Origin of the sequence: Sphingomonas sp. 2378 (assembly GCF_038084995.1) — a bacterium.
GTDB lineage: Bacteria > Pseudomonadota > Alphaproteobacteria > Sphingomonadales > Sphingomonadaceae > Sphingomonas.
The window spans coordinates 7,923-28,977 of record NZ_JAXCMJ010000045.1; the positions used below are offsets into that span (position 1 = coordinate 7,923).

Here is a 21,055-nt window from a genome sequence, read left to right on the forward strand (position 1 = left end):
CCTTTCCCAACCGGCACCGGACATGGCCCGATGCTCAGTTGCCGACATAATAGACCGCATCCCCCAGGTTCGTCTGCGGGACCACCTGCCGATACACCGCCTTGGCGTCCTGATCGCCGAAGCGCGCGGTGACATAGGTGATATCGGCCTTGGACGTGATGGCCGCATCGGTCAGCATCTTGCCCGCCCCGCCCGCGATCGTGGCGTCGGCCGGTTCCCCCTTGAGAAGCGCTGCGACGCCGGTTCCATCGGCGGAAACGGGGGCGCTCGCCATCGCCTCGAAGGCCGGGGCGCCGGGCGGAAGGGCACCCGCGGTCGCCGGACCACCGGTGAACAGGCTACCCACCCCGATGGCCGTCGCCCCCAATCCGCCGCCCGAAGCCGAACTGATCACGGCGGCGCGTGCCGCCAGGTTGTCGGCCGCGATCCTCGCCTGATCGATCAGACCGCCCGCCGTGCACGAACCGGAAATCTTGCCCGACCCGGACGTGCACGACACCGTGCCGCCGAAATGGTTGCCGCTATTGGTCAGCGTGATATCGCCGACCGCCTTCAGCACGGCATCGCCAGTGACCGTGACATACCGATCCTGCAGGATGCGGCCCGCACCGTTCTTCCCCGCCGTCACCGACAGGTTGCGTCCGACATGGGTCGGCCCGCCCAGGACGGCGTCGCCGCCCGCTATGATCGTCAGATCGCGCGATGCGTCGGTTCCTCCGGCCCGCACCGCCTGATCGCCGACCAACGTCACATCGCGCCCCGAAATCGACAACGTCTCGAGATCGCCAGCCCCCTGATGAATGGCGACGTCGCCCGTCACCGCGATCCCACCGCCCGTCTGGGTGAAGCCGTCAAGGACCGTCACATGGCCCGCGCCGGTCAGCGCCCCGCCCCGCTGGACCAGCGTGTCGATGCGCAGATCCTTGGCAACGACCAGATTGCCCTTGAGCAAGGTCAGCACGGTATCGGTGCTGCTGCGCACCGTGTCGGCGTCCGGGGTGGTGAGCAGCCGGTCGATCAGCACGCGCCCCGCCCCGTCGAAGTTGATCGCCGTGCTGGCCGGGAGGACGACATCGGCGACATTGGCCCCGTCAGGGATCGCGCGCCCCGCCCAGTTGGCGGGATCGAACCAGCTCTTGCCGTCCCCCTTGCCGGTCCAGACGACACTGGCCAGACGGGTGATATCGGCGGTCAGCCCGGTCGGCTGGACGATGGTGTAATTCCCCGCATCCGCGCCCGCCAGCGTATAGCCCGTGGCGATGACGGTCTTGCCCGCACCCACGTTGCGATCCTCGAACCGCGCGACCGCGCCGGTGGTGACCAGAGCGACCGTATCGGGCGCCAGCGCCGTGACGAAGCCGCCCGACGTCGCGGCCCCACCGCCACCGTCATAGACCTTGTTCGCGACCGTGACACCCTGCACGTTCAGCCGCGCCGGGGTGATCGTGGCGGTCAGGCCCGTCGGCTGGACGATGGTGTAATTGCCCGCATCGACTCCGCCCAGCGTATAGCCCGAGACGGTCACCGCCTTGCCCCCGCCCACCCTCCGGTCGGCGAAAGCCCCGCTCACGCCAGCCCTGTCGAGCGTCACGCTATCGCCTGCGAAGGCGGTCACGCTGCCGCCCGAAATCGCCGCGAGGGTGTTCGCATCGTAAACCTTGTCGGAAGCGCGCGCGCCGGTGACGACGAGTTGCGCGGGCGTGATATCGGCGGTCAGCCCGGTCGGCTGGACCAGTGCATAATTGCCCGCATCCGCACCGGTCAGGGTCAGACCGGCGATAGTGACGGTCTTGCCGTTGCCGACATTCTTGTCCGCGAAGCGCGCCTGGCCGCCGCGCGTATCGAGCCCGACCGCGTCCTGTGCCAAGGGTTGCACTGCGCCCCCCGTAAAGGTCGCGTCGGTGCCCGCGTCATAGCTTCTGTTCCGAACCGCCATTCCATTCACCACCAGCGCTGCGCGCGTTACCGTTCCCGTCAGCCCGGTCGGCTGGATGAGATAGTAGTTTTGGGCATCCGCACCCGAGATGGCGTAGCCGGATGCGGTCACCATCTTGGCGGCGCCGACATTCTTGTCCGCAAAACGCCCATCGGCACCGGCCGCCGACAAGGTAACGACATCGCCGCCCAAGGCACTGACCGTGCCGCCCATGAGGGTCGCGGCCGTCGTCGCATCATAGACCTTGTCGCGCACCGTCACGCCCAGGACCGCAAGATTGGCGGGCGTGATATCCGCCGTCGTGGTCAGCGCGGTCGAGACAAGCCGGTAATTGCCCGCGTCCGCCCCCGTCAGTGCGGCGATGGAGTCGAGCGTTACACGCTTGGCGGTGCCGACATTCTTGTCCGCAAAGGCCCCGGTTGCCCCACTCAGGTCCAACCCGACCGCATCGCCCGCCATCATCCCCGCAAGCGACAGCCCGCCGACATCGACCTGTGCCGCGACGCTCGCGTCATAGACCTTGTTTCGCGCAGTGAAGCTGCCCGCCAGCGTCAGCGAGGCCGGGGTGATCGCCCCGCTCAACCCGGTGGGCTGCACAAGCAGGTAATTGCCCGCATCCGCCCCCGAAATGACGTAGCCCGACGCCGTCACGGCCTTTCCGACCCCGGCATTCCTGTCGGCGAAGCGGCCGGAAGCGGCGCTCGTCGACAGGATGACCGTATCCGCCCCCAGTGCCGACACCGTGCCACCCGTCAGGGTCGCATCGACGGTCGCGTCATAGACCTTGGTCAGCACGCTGACGCCCTGCACCGTCAGGCTGGCGCGGCTGATATCCGCACTCAGCCCGATGGGCTGGACCAGCGTGTAGTTGCCCGCATCGGTCCCCGAGATGGTGTAGCCCGACGCCGTCACCGCCTTGGCGTTACCGACATTCTTGTCGGCGAAGCGTCCGGTTGCGCTGCCCGTCAGGAGGGTCACGACATCACCTGGCAACGCGCTCACCACGCCACCGGTCAGCGCCGCATCGACACCGGCGTCATAGACCTTGTTCCGTGCCGTCACCCCCGTGACGGCCAGCGTCGCCCGACCGATATCCGCGGTCAGTCCGACCGGCTGCGCCAGCAGGTAATTGCCCGCATCGGCGCCCGAAAGGGCATAGCCCGAAGCCAGCACGGTCTTGCCTGCGCCGACATTCTTGTCCCTGAAGTTGCCGCTGGCCCCGCTCGTCACCAACGTCACGGCGTCGCCACCGAATGCCGTCACCGCCCCGCCGCTGAGGCTCGTGAGGGTGTTGGCATCATATGTCTTGTTCGCCGCACGCACGCCCACGACCGACAGGGTCGCCGGTGTAATGCTCGCCATCAAACCGGTCGGCTGGCCCAGTATATAATTGCCAGCGTCCGCCCCCGAAATCGAATAGCCCGATACGCTCACCCGCTTTCCGGATCCGACATTCTTATCGTCGAAGCGGCCCGCTGCCCCCAAGGTCGACAGGGTCACGGCATCCTGGCCCAACGCCGTCACCGTGCCGCCGGACAGGGCCGCCGTCGTCGTGGCATCATAGACCTTGTTCTGGGCAATCACGCCCGTCACAGTCAGGACGGCCTGGGAGATATTCGCCGTCAGGCCCGTCGGCTGAACCAGTGTATAGTTGCCCGCATCCGTGCCGGAGATCGCATAGCCCGACGCCGTCACCACCTTGCCCGAACCGGCATTCTTGTCAGCAAAGAAGGCCGTCGCACCGCTGGTCACCAGAGTGACCACGTCACTGCCCAGCGCTGTCACCGAGCCGCCCGTCAGGCCTGTAGCCACATTGGCGTCATAGACTTTGTCGAGCGCGCTCACCCCGACGACATTCAGCGTCGCAGGTGTGATGTTGGCGGTCGTCGTCGGGGCCGACGCGTTGAAAACGTAATTGTCCGCGTCCGCGCCCACCAGCGAGCCCGCCGTGCTCAACGTCACCAGCTTGGCATTGCCGACCGTCTTGCTGGCGAAATGGCCGGTTGCGCCGTTCAGATTCAGCCGGACATCATCGCCCACGGCGGCATTGGCCAGGCTGAGACCGCTGGTATCGATCGACGCGGTGGTTGTCGCGTCATACACCTTGTCTTGCGCGGTGAAGCGACCGGACACCGCCAGCGAACGAGGGTCGATCGTCGCGGTCAGTCCCACGGGCTGGATCAACATATAGTTGCCCGCATCCACACCCGAAATGGTGTAGCCCGACGCCGTCACCACCTTGCCCGCGCCCGCATTCTTGCTGGCGAAGCGGCCGAACGCGCCGCTCGTGGACAGCGTGACCACGTCACCGCCCAAGACAGCTACCCCGCCCCCGGAAAGGCTCGCCGTGTCCGTCCCGTCATAGGTCTTCGAGGAGGCCGTGACGCCGGTGACGGTTAGATCGGCCTTGGCGATATTCCCCGTCAAACCGACCGGCTGGATCAGCGCATAGTTGCCCGCATCGGTCCCTGAAATGGTGTAGCCGGATGCGGTCACCGCCTTGCCCGTGCCGACATTCTTGGTCGCGAAGTTGCCGGTCGCGCTGGCCGTGACCAACGTCACGACGTCCCCGCTCAGCGCCGCGACCGCTCCGCCGGACAGCGTGGCCGATGTTCCGGCGTCATAGACCTTGTTCGCAACGGTGACGCCGGTGACCAGGAGACTGGCCTGGGTGATGTTCGCGGTCAGTCCGGTCGGCTGGACTAACGTATAATTGCCTGCGTCCGTCCCCGAAATGGCATAGCCCGAGGTCGTTACCGCCTTGCCCGTCCCGACATTCTTGTCGGCAAAGGCGCCCGTCGCGCCGGCAGTCGACAGCGTGACCACGTCGCGGCCAAGCGCGGTCACCCCACCGGCGGACAGGATCGCCGCCGTGGTGGCGTCATAAACCTTGTTCGCGACGGTTACGCCCATGACGGAAAGGGTCGCGCGCGTGATATCCGCCGTCAGTCCGGTCGGCTGGGCGAGCGTATAATTCCCCGCATCCGTCCCCGAAATGGCATAGCCGGATGCGGACACAAGCTTGCCAGTGCCGACATTCTTATCGGCGAACGCACCGACCGCGCCCGTAGTGACCAGCACCACCACATCGCTGCCCAGCGGTCGTACCGATCCGCCCGTCAGGCTGGCAACCGTCGAGGCATCATAAACCTTAGCTTGCGCACCCACACCGACGACGTTCAACGTCGCAGGCGTGATGCTGGCCATCGTCGTGGGGGCGGACGCCGCAAAGCTGTAATTGCCCGCATCGGCACCGGTCAGCGAGCCTGCCGTGCTGAGGGTCACGAGCTTGCCCGCCCCGACATTCTTGTCGGCAAAGCGGCCGCTCGCGCCTGCCAGATTCAGCCCGACATCGTCTCCCGCCAAGGCGTTGGACAAGCCCAAACCGCTGGTGTCGATCGATGCCGTGGTCGTCGCGTCATAGACCTTGTCCAGCGCGGTGAAACTGCCCGATACGCCCAGCGTACGTGCGGCGATGTCGGCCGTCATTCCGGTCGGCTGGATGAGCGCATAATTGCCCGCATCCGTCCCCGAAATGGTGTAGCCGGATGCGCTTACCGCCTTGGCGGTTCCGACATTCTTGTCCGCGAACAGGCCACGACCGTTCGTCAGAAGGACCGTATCGCCCGACACCAGGCCGGACAATGTGCCTCCGTTCAGCGTCGCAGCCGCCGTACCATCATACACCTTGCCGGTCACCGTAACGCCGGTCACGGCCAACGACTTGGCGGTGATGATCGCGGAGACGCCGCTTGTCGCAGACAGCGTATAGTTGGAGGCCAGTCCGCCATGGCTGCCGTCCGCCAACACATAGGTGACCGTCGTCGTGTAGCTGCCGACATTCTTGCCGGACAGCGCCGTCGCCGTGCCGGTCACGTCCAGCGTTTCGCTGCCTACCAGACCCGTCAGGCTGCCGATCGTCAACGTTCCCGGTGCCGTCGCCCCGTCATAGCTTTTACCAGCGATGCTGGGCGCACCGATCGACAAGAGCTTGGCCGTGATCGTACCGGTCACCCCGCTCGGCTGCACCAAGCTATAATTTCCGGCGTCGGGTCCGTTAATGGCATAGCCCGAAGCGATCACCGCTTTGCCCGTACCGACATTCTTGTCGGCGAAGCTGCCGGTTGCCCCAGTCGTCACCAATGTCACGGCATCGCTGCCCAGCGAACTCACCGTCCCGCCGGTCAAAGTCGCCGTCGTGGCGGCGTCATAGACCTTGTCCACGACCGTAATTCCAGTGACCATAAGGCTGGCTGGCGTGATGTTCGCGGTCGTCGTCGGAGCCGAAACGCTGAAACTGTAGTTTCCGGCATCCGCGCCTGTCAGCGAGCCTGCCGTACTCAGCGTTACGACCTTGCCATTACCGACATTCTTATTCGCGAAGCTGCCGGTGGCGCCCGCCAGGCTCAGATGAATATCATCCCCGGCCACAGCGTTGGAAAGGCTCAGGCCGCTCGTATCGATCGACGCCGTCGTCGTCGTCGCGTCATAGACCTTGTCCTGTGCCGTAAAGCTGCCTGACAGGGCCAAGATCCGCGCGGCGATATCGGCCGTCAGACCGGTGGGTTGGACCAGCGCATAATTGCCCGCATCCGTACCCGAAATGGCATAGCCGGAAGCCGTTACCCCCTTGCCCGTTCCGACATTCTTATTGGCGAAGGTTCCGGCCGCATTTGCGGTCGACAAGGTGACCGCATCGCCACCGAACACCGTGATCGTTCCACCGCGAAGGTCAGCGGCGATCGTGCCATCGTAAATCTTGTTCGTCGCACTGACGCCCGAGATGACCAGCGAAGCGGGTGTGATCGTGGCGGTGGCGGTCGGAGCGCCTGCCGCCAAGACATAATTGCCCATATCCGCGCCGGTCAGGACGCCGGTGATATTCAAACTTACCGTCTTGTTGGTGCCGGCATTCTTGTTGGCGAAGTTGCCCGTTGCGTTGCTTGTCTTCAGGGAAACCGCGTCACTGCCCAGGACCCCAGACAATGTCAGGCCGTTCGTCGTCACCGCCGCCACTGTCGTCGTATCATAAATACGGTCGCTGGCGGTGAAGCTACCGCCCAGGGTCAACGAAGCAGGCGTGATCGTCGCCGTCGCGGTCGGAGCCCCCGATGCCAGCACATAATTGCCCGCATCCGCCCCCGTCAGCACCCCCGACGCGCTGAGCGTAACCGTCTTGTTCGTGCCGACATTCTTATCGGCGAAACGTCCCGTCGCCCCGCTCGTCTTCAGCGAAACCACATCGCTTCCCACGATGCCCGACAGTGTCAGACTGTTCGTCGTCACCGCCGCCAATGTGGTCGCATCATAGATGCGATCGCTGGCCGTGAAACCACCACCCACCGACAGCGATGCAGGCGTGATCGTTGCCGTTGCGGTCGGCGCGCCTGCCGCCAGCACATAATTGCCCGCATCCGCGCCGGTCAGCACCCCCGACGCGCTGAGCGTAACGGTCTTGTTCGTACCGACATTCTTATCGGCGAAATGACCCGTGGCGCCGCTTGTCTTAAAGGACACGCTATCGCCTGAGGCGACGCCCGTCATCGACAGGCCATTCGTCGCGACGGAGGCCGAAGTCGTGGCGTCATACACGCGATCACTGGCGGCAAAGCTACCCGACAGCGTCAATGCAGCGGGAATGATCTCGGCGGAAAGTCCGCTGGTCGAGCCGAGCGAATAGTTGGAAGCGAGGCCACCATTGCCCCCATCGGCCAGCGTATAGGAGACCGTCGTCGTGTAACTGCCGACATTCTTGCTCGACAGCGCCGCAGCATTGCCGGTCACGCCCAGCGTCTCGCTGCCGATCAGACCCGACAAGGTGCCCGCGTTGACCACACCGGCACTCGTCGTCCGGTCATAAGTCTTGGCCGCGATGCTGGTGCCGCTGATCGACAGCACCGCCTTGTCGATGGTCAGCGCGCCGTTGACATAGGTGATCGCATAGTTGGACAGCCCCGAGCCGGTCGCGTTCGACAGGGTATCCGCATAGCGGCCCGCATTGGTGCCCGAGCCGAGTCCACTCACCCCCGTCACGCTGTCGCTGCCGTACAGCGTCCCGTTCGTGATGGTATAGCCGTTGGTGTGCGCCGTCCGGTCATAGGTCACCGATTGCGTGCCACCGGTGATGGTCAGCGCCGCCTGGTTGACCACGCTGGCAGTGTTCGTCACGGAAGTCGGCGTGAGCGTATAGCCATAGACCGGGACGTCGCGGATCCCATTAAAGATCGTGGCGCTACCGATCCACAGGCCCGAGGCCGTTACCGTCTTGCCGCTCCCGGCATCCTTGGTGTCGAATGTCGCACCGGTCGATGCCAGCGTGACAATATCTCCACCGACCACGCCCGTTGCCGTCAGCAGGCCGGTGACCGTCGCGGTCGTCGAACCGTCATAGGTCTTGGTATAGGCCCCCAGCGTCGCACCCAGCGTCGGCGCGAGCGTGTAGACGAGAGCGTTGCCAGTCGCCTGTGGCCTGGTTCGAAGAGAGGTATAATTATATTGCTTGAAGGCATAATCCAGGCCGCCGACCGTGTCGTTGGCCGGGTTCGCCGACCAGACCAGCCAACGACCGTTCGGCGCGCTCAGTGCGGACGAACCGGCATTGTTGACGAACCTCTGGGTTACCACACGGAGCGCGGAACTGGATGTAGTGGCCGAAGCACTCGTGCCCGTGGCAATCAACGCGGCGCCGCTCGGCAGCACGACAGTGCCCCCACTAAATATGCTTATATCCCCGGTGCTGACCGATCGAAGCGTGATGATGCCGCTCGCCGCGGGACTGTTCGAATCCACCCCGTCGCCCAGGGCAAAGGTCACGCGAGAAGCCGTTCGAATGGCCGTTCCAGGAGCCATCGTTATCTCGGCCGCGCCGGCATCCCGCTGACTCGCGATCACCCCATGATCGGCTGTATCGTTCGCATAGACGTCGAACGCGCCAGACAGATTCGTGATGTTCGCGTTGATGAGAACCGATCGCCCCGCCGCCAACGACAGATCCCCGCCGCTGCCGCTCGACACGGTGATCGGGCTATTGACGGTGATGTCGTTCGACGCCTGGAGCGAAACCACCGTCCCGGCCGCCAATTGGGCCGCGATATCGGACGCCTTCAGCGTGACCGTGTCCGCACTTTCAAAGCCATAGCTTTGCGTCATCGCATTGTGCGACACCGCGCTGAACAGATATACTGCGCCACTCTGCGATAACAGGTTGGAAGCACCTGCATCCGTCATGCTTCCTACCGCCAGCAGATCGCCGACCGCGTTGAGCGAGATGCCCGCGCCGAAATGATCCAGTGGGTCCAGTGCAGCGACATCGACGTTCTTGCCACCGCCATAGCCTTTACCGAGCACGCTTTGCCGCGTGACGCTGCTATAATTGGCGTTGATGAAATCGAAGATATAGGCAGCGCCATAGTCGTTGCTGGCCGATGAGCGAGCGGCACCGTCGTCACCTGACGCGCCTATGGCCAGCCGATCGCCAAGTGCGTTCAGCGACACGGCGGAGCCGAATTGATCGCCCGCGTTCAGGCCGACATTGACGTTTCCGCTCCCGGTATAGCCGACACCGATCGTCGCCAGCTTGTTACCAGCCGTGTAGTTACCCGATCCATCCACCGACAGACCGAACAGATAGACGGCTCCGGTTGCCGACCCGCTTCCCGAAGAACCCCGATCGTTCACCGCACCGACCGCAAGCCGGTCGCCGATCGCGTTAAGGGAAACCGAGCTTCCAAAGTTGCTACCGGCCGACAAGCCGACATCGAGAGCCTTGCTCTTGCCCAGGGTGACCGGCGACGTGCCGGCGAGCGCGAGATTGAACAGATAGACCGCCCCGGTGCCGCTTTGATCGCCCGGAGCCCCGACGGCCAGGCGCGTGCCCGCCGCATTCAGCGACACCGAACTGCCGAAGAGATCGAATGCCTGCAACCCACTGACATTGACGCTGGCGGAGCCATCGGCACTGCCATATCCCTTGCCCAGCTTGCCCGACTGGGTTCCCTCGCTGAAGCTCGTATCGGTAAAGTTGAACAGATAGACCGAACCGCTATTCGGACTATTGTTGTTCGCCCCGCTATCGCTGGTCGCACCGACGGCCAGCGTCGTAGCGTCTCCGCTCAGGGCAACGGAAGTGCCAAAGCCACGAACCCTGCCGAGCGATCCGACATTGACGTTCTTGCCGCCGCTATACCCGCTTCCCAGGATCGCCTGCAGGGTGCCACCGGTGAAGTTGGTGTCCGTGAAGCTGAAGAGATAGACGGCACCCACATCCGTCGCACTGTTCGACGCAGTGTCGTCGCCAACGGCCCCCACGGCCAACCGATCGCCCCGTGCATTCAACGAAACCGATGCACCGAACCGGTCGGACCAGCGCAATCGCGTGACATCGACATTCTTGCCGCCGGTATAACCCTTGCCGACCGTGCCCATCAGCTTGCCGCCGGTGAAACTCGTGTCCGCAAAGCTGAACAGATAGGCCGCGCCGCTGTCAGAGGACACATTGCCGAAACCGCCATCGGCAAATGCGCCAACAACCAGCCGCGCCCCGTTGCTCGCCAAGGCGACGGATCGACCCAATCGATCGCCCGTCTCCAATGCCCCGACATTCACATTCTTGCCGCCAGCATATCCTTTGCCGATGATGCCCGTAACCGAACCACCAGTCAGATTGGTATCGGAGAAGCTTATCAAGTACACCGCGCCAGCGGCGCCGGTAGTATCCCCAAATCCACCATCCCCCCATGCGCCGACGGCGACCCGGTCACCCGTTGCATTGAGAGAAACCGACACGCCAAAAGCATCGCTAACCCCTAATTCACCTATGTCTACATTCTTGCTGCCGGTGCTACTGGAATATCCCTTCCCTATTACTGACTGAAGAACACCGCTACTGAATGGAGCATTGGATTGCGAATTGTCGAAGCTGAATATATAAACGGCGCCAGCGTCCATATTGCCGTTATTGTAACCGTCATCTGCAAATGCGCCGACCGCAAGCTTGTCACCTGCAGCATTCAGGGATACGGATACACCGAAATAGTCATTGGCTTGCAGAGCCGCCACGTCCCTGTATTTGGGGGTGCTGCCAGTCGGGGAATAGCCTTTGCCCAATATGGCTTCCAAGGCAGCGCCCGAGAAATTCGCGTCGGTGAAACTGAAAAGATAGACGGCTCCGGCACCAGACACATTCTTCGAAGCGCCAGCATCGCCATGGGCTCCCACAGCCAGCAGGGTTCCAGTGCTATTGAAGGATACGGCGTGCCCAAACGCGACGCCCGCATCAAGAACCGAGACATCATAGTTCTTGCCACCCGTATAGCCCTTGCCCAGCACAGCCTGCTGAACACCACCGTTGAAATCGGTGTCGGTGAAGCTGAACAGATATACTGCACCGGCCCTGGTGCCGGACGAACCATTCGCGCCCGCCGCACCTGACGCGCCCACGGCCATTCGATTCCCAAGGCCGTTCAGCGCAACGGACTGACCAAAATAATAGTCGGATTGCAGACTGCCGACATTGACGTTCTTGCCGCCGAAATAGCCTTTCCCGACAATCCCTGCCAGCGTCCCGCCGTTGAAGTTGCCGTCGTTGAAGGTGAACAGATAAACGGCACCACCGTTGGACAAGGAACCATCGAAGCCGCTATCCTTGGGCGCGCCGATCGCCATCCGCGTGGCGTCCGCATTGAGCGCGACGGAGGTGCCGAACCCATCCCCCGCCGACAGCCGCGACACATCGATGTTGCGCCCGCCATCGCCGAGATAGCCCTTGCCCATCGTGCCGAGCAGCGCACCGCCAGTGAAGTTCGCGTCGCTGAACCCGAACAGATAGACTGCGCCGCCACCCGGCGCAGAATTACCGGCTCCAGCGTCCAGAAAGGCACCAACTGCCAATCTGTTTCCCGTCCCGTTCAGCGAAACCGCATAACCGAATTGATCATTGGAATCGAGGGTACCAAGCCCAATATCGTTGACACTTGAGACGGTATTCCCGATGGTACCCTGCTTAACGGCCCCCGAAAAACTGGTATCAGTAAAACTGAACAAGTATACGGCCCCATTGCCACTTGCATTGGGAGCACCAACCGCCATGGCTCTGCCATTGGCATTAAGCGATACCGCCGTACCAAAATTGTCCCCAGAATTCAACGCCCCGACGTTGAAATCCTTTCCGCCTGCGGTGTATCCTTTGCCCATCGTTCCAAGGAGCGACGGATTTTTATAGGGGTCCGAGCTATTCGAGTTATTAAAGCTCATCAGGTACACGGCACCTGTACCTGACGCCGTATTGCTCGCTCCAATCGCCATCAGATCGCCGTTCGCATTTAGCGAAACCGATGAACCGAACTGATCCCTATCGTTCAGTCCTGAAATGTTATAATCTTTTGACCCGCTCTTACCTTTGCCGACTACCCCGATCAGCGTCCCGTTCGAAAAGCTACTGTCGCTGAAGCTGAACAGGTAGACCGAACCATATTGCGTTCCACTCGCCCCACCGTTTTGGGGTGACCCGACCGCCAACAGATTGCCCGCCCCGTTAAGCGAGACCGACGTACCGAATCTGTCTCCACCCGCGAGCCCGACGCTGATATCGTAGCCCGAGCCAATCCTCGCCTTTAGAGAAGCGCCATTAAAATCGGTGTCCGTAAAATTGAATAGATATACGGCGCCGCTATCGACTTTACTATTATCGCGACCGTCATCTAGTCGAGCGCCGACCGCGAGCCGATTACCCGTGGCATTCAGCGACACGGAAGAACCAAACTGATCTCCGCCTTCTAGATTTCCGACACTATTGACGTCAAAGTTCTTGCCGCCAGTGTATCCACGTCCAATTATTCCCTGAAGAGACCCCGAAGAGAAATTTCTATCAGCAAACGAAAATAGATAGACCGCCCCCGTATTCGGATCGGTTTGACTGGCGTTAGGGTCGCCCACCGATCCTACGGCTAGCCTGTCACCGTTTGCATTCAGAGATGTAGCGTAACCATAGAAATAGTTGCTTCGGATAGCCGACACATCGACATTCCGACTGCCGGTATAGCCGCTGCCGATCGTTCCCACGAGCGTACCGCCGGTGAAGCTGGTGTCGGCAAAGGAGAACAGACGCACCGCGCCGCTGTTCGTCAGTCTATTGCCAGCCCCATCGTCTTGCCAAGTTCCAACGGCCAGCCGTGTTGCGGTCCCGTTTAGGCTCAGCCCGATACCGAACGCATCCCCAGCCTCTAGGCTGGCGACGTCGACGTTATTCCCGCCAGTATAGCCCTTACCGATGATGGACGTGAGGGTGGTGCCGCTGAAATTTCCATCGCTGAATGTATATAAATAGGCTGCGCCAGTATTGAAACCCGAAACGTTGTTATAGCCAGCATCGCCTCGAGCACCGATGGCTAGGCGGGTCGCATCGGCGCTCAACGAAACAGACGAACCAAATCCATCCGATGCGTCCAAGCTGACATTCACACCATAGCCCGCGCCGATAGTGTTTGCCAATGTCCCAGCGGTAAAATTAGCATCCGAAAATGTGAAGAGGCGGACGGATCCGCTATTCGTCTTGCTGCTATCATTGGCAGCGGTTGTCCAAGGCGAACCAACCACCAAACGCGATCCATCCGCGTTCAGCGCTACAGAGGATCCAAAATATCCACCGCCGTTAACGCCAGGAACGTCATAATTTTTCGGATTGCTACTATTGCGCGTATACCCTTTACCAAATATCGCCACATTCTGACCGCCGGTAAAATTTCCGTCGCCAAACGTGAACAGGTACACAGCACCGGCATTCGAGGTGTCACTGGCCTGCCCAGTATCCGCCGGCGCCCCCACAGCCAAGCGTTTGCCATCGCCACTTAAAGCGACGGACCAACCAAAACCGCCTCGTACAGTTACATCGACATTGTTTCCGCCGGTGTAGCCCTTGCCGATTTTCGCCGTAAGCGACGCGCCGCCGAAAGCAGTGTCGGTGAAGCTAAACAAATAAACCGCGCCAGTGTTCGAAGTAGACGCAGTGCCTCCATTGCCCGCATCGCCTGTCGCACCAACCGCCAATCGGGTCGCATCCGCACTCAGGGAAACACCCGAACCAAAGCCATCACCGGATTTCAGGCCAACGCCGAAATTCTTCCCGCCGGAATAGCCTTGCCCCAATATAGACGCGAGCGATCCTCCACTGAAATTGGCGTCGGTGAAGGTAAAGAGATATACTGCACCGCTACCAGTCTGGCTCCCGCTATCACCAGCATTTTGCCAGGCTCCGACCGCCAGCCGATCTCCGATCTTGTTCAATGCGACGGAATTACCGTAATTCTCTCCGGCCTTCAGGGTCGCCGCATTGACGTTAGCACTGGCATAGGCCTTGCCGATAATCCCCTGATAGGCCCAGGACTGGACCGAGTTCAGGTCGCCGATAATGATGTTCTTCGGATCGAGCAGCAGGTGGCCGCCGCCGACCTGGACATGGCTCAGATCGGCGCGGCGCAGATCCTGTGCCGAGGAGATTTCGACCGCGCCACCCTTCGCCCCGCGCGCGTCGATCGCGCCCAGGAAGGTGGTCTGCGCGTCCGACCAGATGACCGCCGTGCCGCCCTGCCCCTTGGACGAGGCGATATCGATCAGCGTGCCGTCATTGACGAACGCATGGCCCGCCGTCGCCAGCGTCGGCAGATCGCCCCAGCGACCGAGGAAGCTCTGGTAATAGGACTGGCTCGTGTCCGGCGTCTTGCCGCCCTGGAACGGCCCGCCGATTCGCACTAGCCCGCCGCCGCCCCGCCCGGTCGCGGCAACGGTCGCGCTGAGCAGCCGCAGGTCCATCGCGGTCATGTCGATCCGCCCGCCCAGGCCATAGACGCCGTCGGCGAAATAGCGGCCCGACGTCATCGCCATGCCACTGACCACCGAACGGATCGTGCCGCCGTCGATCAGGCCGGAGACGTTGGTGCGGCCATCGCTATTCTCGAACAGCCGCCCCGCCTGATAGGTCACGCTGCCACCCGAACCGAGCGAACTGGTTGCCAGCGTCGTGCCGCCCAGCGACAACAGCCCGTCCGCCTTGACGGTAACGGTGCCGCCATTCTGCTTCACCCCGGTCGAGGAGGCGTCGATCAGCCCGCCCAGCCCGACGCTGCCGCCGGTGATGGTCACGCTGCCCCCGCTCGCGCCCGCCGCCGAGATCACCGATCGCGTCTCGGTCCCGATCCCGCCCGAGCCCGACAGGGTGATGACCCCGCCCTGCGACGAGACGGAGTCCGCGCGCACGATGCCCGACACGTTGACCGAGGCGTTGACCACCTCGCGCGCCGCCGACGCGGTCAGCAGGATGCGACCGCCCCGCGCGGCGATGGTGCCGTCATTCTCGACCAGCGCCTTCAAGGGCTGGCCCTTGGCGTCCTTGAGCGTGCCCGTGATCGCGTCCGAGCCTGCGAACCGGACCAGCCCGTCGCCGTACAGGTCGATGCCGAAGCCCTTGCCCGCCGCCAGCGACACCCGGCCCATATCGGCCAGGATCAGCCCGGAATTGCGGACATGCGGCGCGACGAACGCGGCCATGCCGGCGTCGCGGATGGTGATCCGCCCCTCGACGACGATCTCGGCCCGGTCGTTGCCGCCGTCGTTGAAGCGCAGCAGGCTGTCGCCGCGCAGGAATCCTTGCGCATCGATATCGTGGGTCGAGACGATCAGCCCGGCGGTGTCGACCTGCGAGCCCTTGCCGAACAGCACGCCGTTGCGGTTGATGAGGACGACCTGGCCATTGGCCTGGATCGAGCCCAGGATGGTCGAGGGATCGCTACCCGTCACCCGGTTGACCGTGATCGACCTGGCATCGGGCTGCTGGAACACCGCCGTGTCGCCTGCGCCGAGCGAGAAGCGGTCCCAGTTGACGATCGCGCGGTCGCTGGTCTGGGTGATCGTGGTCTGCGACGTGCCCTGGCCGCTGATCGTCGCCTGGCCGCCCACGACCTGCCCGCCGGAAAGCTGCGCGAAGGCCGGGGTGGCATATATCAACGCCCCCGCCGCGACCGTGATCGCGATCCCGCTCGTGCCGCCGTACCAGCGCTTGCCCCTGTTCGTCATCGTATCAAATCCTGGAAATCGATTGGATCACATGGCCCTGACCGGGTCCCGACCCGGCCGTCGTGCCTAGAAACGGAAGGACATGCTGCCGAGCAGGCGACCGCCGCGCTCGATCGGGCTGCCGCGCGGGGCCTTGACGATCCGGCTCGCCTCGATGCCGCCGCTGATATGATCGGTCAGGCTCAGCCGCAGCCCCAGCCCGGCGGTGGCGGCGGTCGCCGAGCGGCGCTCGCCGGGAAGCAGCCGCCCCTTCTGCCAGACCTGTGCGGCATCGACGAAGCCATAGGTCTGGAGCCCGACGGGCACGTCGCCGATATTGGCGGGCGTGCTCCAGCGCAGTTCGACGCTGGAGAGCAGGCAATGGTCGCCGACCAACGCGCCCGCATCGAAGCGCCGCCCGAAGCGACGCCCGCCATAGCTGCACTCGGCCGAGCTATAGAGCGGGCCCTTGGCCGCTGCCTGACCTTGCGCGGCGATCAGTGTCGAGACCTGGCCACCCGCCACCCGCGCGATGGGCTGGAGCCGCTGCACCTCCATGGTCAGCAGCAGATAGTCGAGCCGCCCGTTGGCGCGGCTGTTGCCGCGCGCATCGAGTTTCTTCAGCCCCTGCTCCAGCCCCAGCCGCAACGAACTGGCGGCCAGATGCGCATCGGTCACGTCATAGGTCAGCGTGGTCACCACCGAGCGCAGCCGGTCGCGCATCTCGGCCCGGCGGAGCAGTTCGGAATCGGTGTTGGCGATCGCCGCCCCCACTTCGACCGCGAGATTTTCGGTTCGCGAGCGGATGAAGGGATAGCTCAGGCTGACCCGCCCGGTCGTCGCGCTGCCCTGATAACCCAGCAGGCGCAGCAGCGGGGTGGTCGGCCGCGTGTGCGAATGGCTGCCCGACACCGCCAGCGACAACCCGTCCTGGTCGAGGATCGAGACATAGTCGCCCGACAGGTTCCAGTACGCATTGCCGGTGATGCTCTGATAGGCCCCCAGCCGCAGCCGGTCGCCGCCGGTGAGCAGCGCATTGGCCTCGACGGTGCCGCCCACGACATGGGTGCCCAGCGTCCGGGGCATGAAGCTGTTATAGCCGACATCCATCGACCGCCGCTTGCGCGCGATCTCGATCGTCAGGATCGAACCGCCCACGAGGTCGGGGGCTGGCGATAGCGTGGCGCGTGCGGTGACGCCCGGCACGTCGTTGATGAGCAGCAAATAGCGCTCGAGATCGGCATTGCGTAAGGGCCGCGACTGGCGGATGCGCTCGGCGATATCGGCGACCGGCCCGCGCCCGAGCAGCCCGCTGGGCAGTTTCGCGCCGGTGAAGTCGATCCGGCTGACAAAGCCTTCCACCACCCGGATGGTGATGATGCCGTCCTTGATCTGTTGTTCGGGCACCACCCCGAATGAGATGGCATAGCCCTTCTTCGCATAGAGCCGCGTCAGCGCATTGGCGAAGCGGAACACGTCCTCGACGCTGACCTCTTCGCCCGGCGCATGCTTCCATTCACGCATCAGCCGCGCGACGGGGATGACCGTGGCGCCCTCGATGCGCACCTCCCGCCAGACGAAGCGGGTGGCGGCAGCGGCTTCGGGCACGGCCTGTTGCGGAGAGGCCTGGACTGCCAGTGGCGCCGACGGAACCGGCTCTGGCGTGCGCGCGACATTGTCCTGCACCCGGTTCGGGTCGAGCGTCGGCGGTACGATCCGGGACGGCACATTCTGCGCCAGGGCGGGAGCCGCCAGCATCAGCCCCAGCGGCAACGCCGTCACGCTGCCCACCCCCCGGATCGATAGCCGATAGGAGCGCAGGCGGGGGCGGAAGCAAGGGGTATCGGGCAGGAACACGGGAACCTCGACGGACGGAACCCGCCAGTTGGCGGGACGAAAGATGGAAAAAGGGGACGGTGCGGATGATGTCGCGGCCACAAAGCAGTGCCGCATCAGCATGCGGTGCCCGGAGGCTGGATGAGAGCCGCCCAGCCCCGCCGCCACAGCCGGGTCAGCGAGGGCCGGGCGTGAAGATAGCCCTGCTGCCAGGACGCCCCGCACGAGCGAACGAACTCGGCCTGCGCCGGGGTTTCGATCCCCTCCGCCACGACCTCGGCACCAAAGGACCGGGCCAGTTCGACCAGTTGCCGGAAAATGCCCGCATCCCGCACGCTCAGCATCGCGCGATCGAGGAACAGGCGATCGATCTTGATGATGTCGGGCGAGAAGATGAGGAGTTGGCGGATCGAGGCGAAGCCTACCCCGAAATCATCGATCGCGATCCGACACCCCAGCGACTTGACCCGCGACACGAACGCCACCGCCCGGTTCATGTCGGCCACGAGCGCCGTTTCGGTAATCTCCCAGACCAGCCGCCGGGCGATATCGGGCCGACGCTCCAGCCGCGCGAGAATCTCGCTCCAGGACTGCGTACAGGACAGGCTTTGCGCCGAGACATTGGCCGCCAGCGTCACACCGGGCACCGCTTCCAGCTCGTCGATCACCGCCGAGACGACATAGCGGTCCAGCGCACAGACGAAGCCCAGCCGCTCCAGCGCCAGCAGCAATGGCCCCGGCGAACCCATCGCGCCATCGGCATCGCAAAGACGGCACAAGGCCTCGTGATACAGGACCGCCCCGCTTCCGGAGCCGTCGATGACGGGTTGCCAATAGAGCACCAAACTCCGGCCGCTTTCCGTGGTGCCCCCATCGCGCGGAGCCAGGAGCATGGGCAGCACGTCCACGGCCAACGCCATATCGGCGCGGTAGAGCGCCGCCGCGTCCGCTTCATGCCCGATCGACGGACCGCCGAACGGGAAGATTTGCTCGCCCTCCCGACCGCCGACCGCCCAATCCCCAGACAGCCAGACGCCGAGAGGCCCCGCCTCGGTCGCGATCGGGCGGGCTAGCGTCGCCGAGCAGAAAGAGGCCAACCAGACCGGGAAGAGCGCCTCGACGGCCTCGCTTTCCGCGTCCGGGTCCCGCCCATGACCTATGCTGGCGAGCAACGTGTCCGCGCCACCCGACATGACATGGCTCGTCGCCGGCAACGCCTCGACCAGCCGACGTCGGACTTCAACCGCAACCGCCGCCGCGACCGTGCACCCATAAGCGCGGTCGATATGATTGAAATTGCAGATACGCAGGGACAAACGCGCCCTCGCTGCCCCAGCCGCACGAACAGCCAGACCCGGAACGAACGACCGCCCCCGCCACCCCATGCCGCCGCGCTCTGCCTGTATCATCACCCGCACCCCCCGGGAACGCGCCTGTCAAGTCGCCCCGCCGGTTACAGTTTAGCCAAAACTGTATCAGCCGTGCTGCATCTGCTCCCTATCAGTTTCGGCAGCGCCCACCTGAAACACCGGCCACATTATGAAGAGGTCAGATTCAATGACGCCCATGATTTTCAATTGCGATGGACAGAGGAAATATCTGAATCCCGCCGAGATCGATGCATTCGTCAATACGGCTCACCGATTTCCTGCCAGCATCCGCCTATTCTGCCTGATGATCGCTTATTCCGGATGCCGAATATCGGAGGCGTTGGCGATGAAAGAAAGCAATATAGACTTCGCGTCACGCCACGTCGTGATCCGATGCCTGAAAAAGCGCGGAAAAACGATATTTCGTTCTATCCCCCTACCTGCCCGCTTCCTCGACATGCTCAAATCGTGGATCAGAAGAGAGAAGATCAAGGATTGTTTTCTATGGCCCTGGTCACGCATGACCGGCTATCGTCGGATACGCGACGTGATGAACGCGGCTAATATCCGTGGGCACCATGCCTCACCCAAGGGGCTGCGCCATGGTTTTGGCGTGCGGGCCGTCCAGTCCAGCGTTCCTCTGACATTGATCCAGCGCTGGCTGGGCCATGCCGATATCAAGACCACCGCGATCTATACCAATGCGATCGGCCCAGAAGAACGTCGCATTGCATCGCGTATGTGGCGTACCAATGTTATCAACAAGGCGTCATCCGAGGAACATGTTGCGGCGGCACCGGATAACACGCCTCTCGACGTAGATTTGAATGGGAATATTTATGGAACCAGGGATTCGAAGGACCCGACGAACTTGGTAAACAGGCGTTTACCAGCCGAGGCACATCTTAAGCGCGATCGGCATATTTTCCCGACAACCCAACCGGCTTCGTCAAATCGGTCAATTGGCAAAGCAGACGGTTGCACGTTGATACACTCTTGGCTAAACCGTAACAGCATTTCCCACGATTTATCAGAATCTTATTATGAAGATGCAACCCCTGATCCGTTGCAGCGCCATCGCGTCGCGATCTGGTTAAATACCATGCCCGCAGCTAATCCCGATGCCCGTTCCGATCCGAAATCGATCCATCCGGGAATCGTCATGTCGTCCGGCCATGGGCAGGGACAAACCACAGGCGACAGGCACGTCGACGACACCTTTTCGGGGCCTGGCGGCAAATCTCCGTTCCATCAGGAAGCGGACAAGGCGCGAGCTTGTGTCGCACCCCATGGCTTCCCGATGGCCGACCACCGTGGCGGCGGCCACTCCAGGTCACGGCATTTCGATATCAGAATATGGCGGCACGCCGTTTCTCATTCGGGCGACAGAACCCCCTCGCCCGTGCTCGCTGCCAAAGGCCTTCACCGCCATGCAGGTGGAGGCCCGAAGACCCGAGCCTGCCGCGCGGATTCGCCTCGCAATACAGCCGCCGACAGCCGAAGCGACGACGATCGGTCGCGATCGAGCTGCCGGGTCAAACGATTGCTGGCAGACGCCGGGCTGGACAACGCCGTGCGGAAGAAGGTGGCGGGAAAGAACCGATGAAGTCCGCTGCTCGGCGGAAGGCCGTCGAGCATGCTCGGTAGCTGGTCGGCATCCGCGAGCATCGGGCTTGTGCCATCTTCGGCGTCGACAGTAAGTCGGTGTGCGGCGTGCCACGGTATAATGACGTTGGCGGCCTTCGTTCTCGTCCTCAGGCACCTCCAGCTTGTGGGAGTGTCAGGAATTTCGTGTGCGGGCGGGCATAAAGGGGAAGAAGGAGACCCGATATGTCCCGACGCAAAGAGCCTGCGATACCGAACGAGTTAC

General features: G+C 63.2%; 4 protein-coding genes. 1 reads left to right on the forward strand and 3 read right to left on the reverse strand.

Annotated elements, in window-relative coordinates; all coding sequences use genetic code 11:
* Positions 1-34: 34 nt before the first annotated feature.
* From SM191_RS16575 to SM191_RS16585, 3 genes are all read right to left on the reverse strand, one after another.
* Positions 35-16,000 carry a YDG domain-containing protein gene (locus SM191_RS16575; protein WP_341507149.1) on the reverse strand — a complete coding sequence of 5,322 codons (15,966 nt, stop codon included), beginning with the start codon at positions 15,998-16,000 and terminating at the stop codon, positions 35-37.
* A gap of 66 nt (positions 16,001-16,066) precedes the next feature.
* Positions 16,067-17,836, reverse strand: coding sequence for a ShlB/FhaC/HecB family hemolysin secretion/activation protein (locus tag SM191_RS16580; RefSeq protein WP_341507150.1), 1,770 nt, complete (start codon positions 17,834-17,836; stop codon positions 16,067-16,069).
* Positions 17,837-17,931: 95 nt separating this feature from the next.
* Complete coding sequence (locus tag SM191_RS16585; RefSeq protein ID WP_341507151.1) at positions 17,932-19,131, reverse strand: EAL domain-containing protein; 1,200 nt, start codon at positions 19,129-19,131, stop codon at positions 17,932-17,934.
* 241 nt (positions 19,132-19,372) lie between these two features.
* Here SM191_RS16585 and SM191_RS16590 point away from each other — a divergent pair, with 241 nt between their 5' ends.
* Positions 19,373-20,791, forward strand: coding sequence for a tyrosine-type recombinase/integrase (locus tag SM191_RS16590; RefSeq protein WP_341507152.1), 1,419 nt, complete (start codon positions 19,373-19,375; stop codon positions 20,789-20,791).
* Positions 20,792-21,055: the final 264 nt, after the last annotated feature.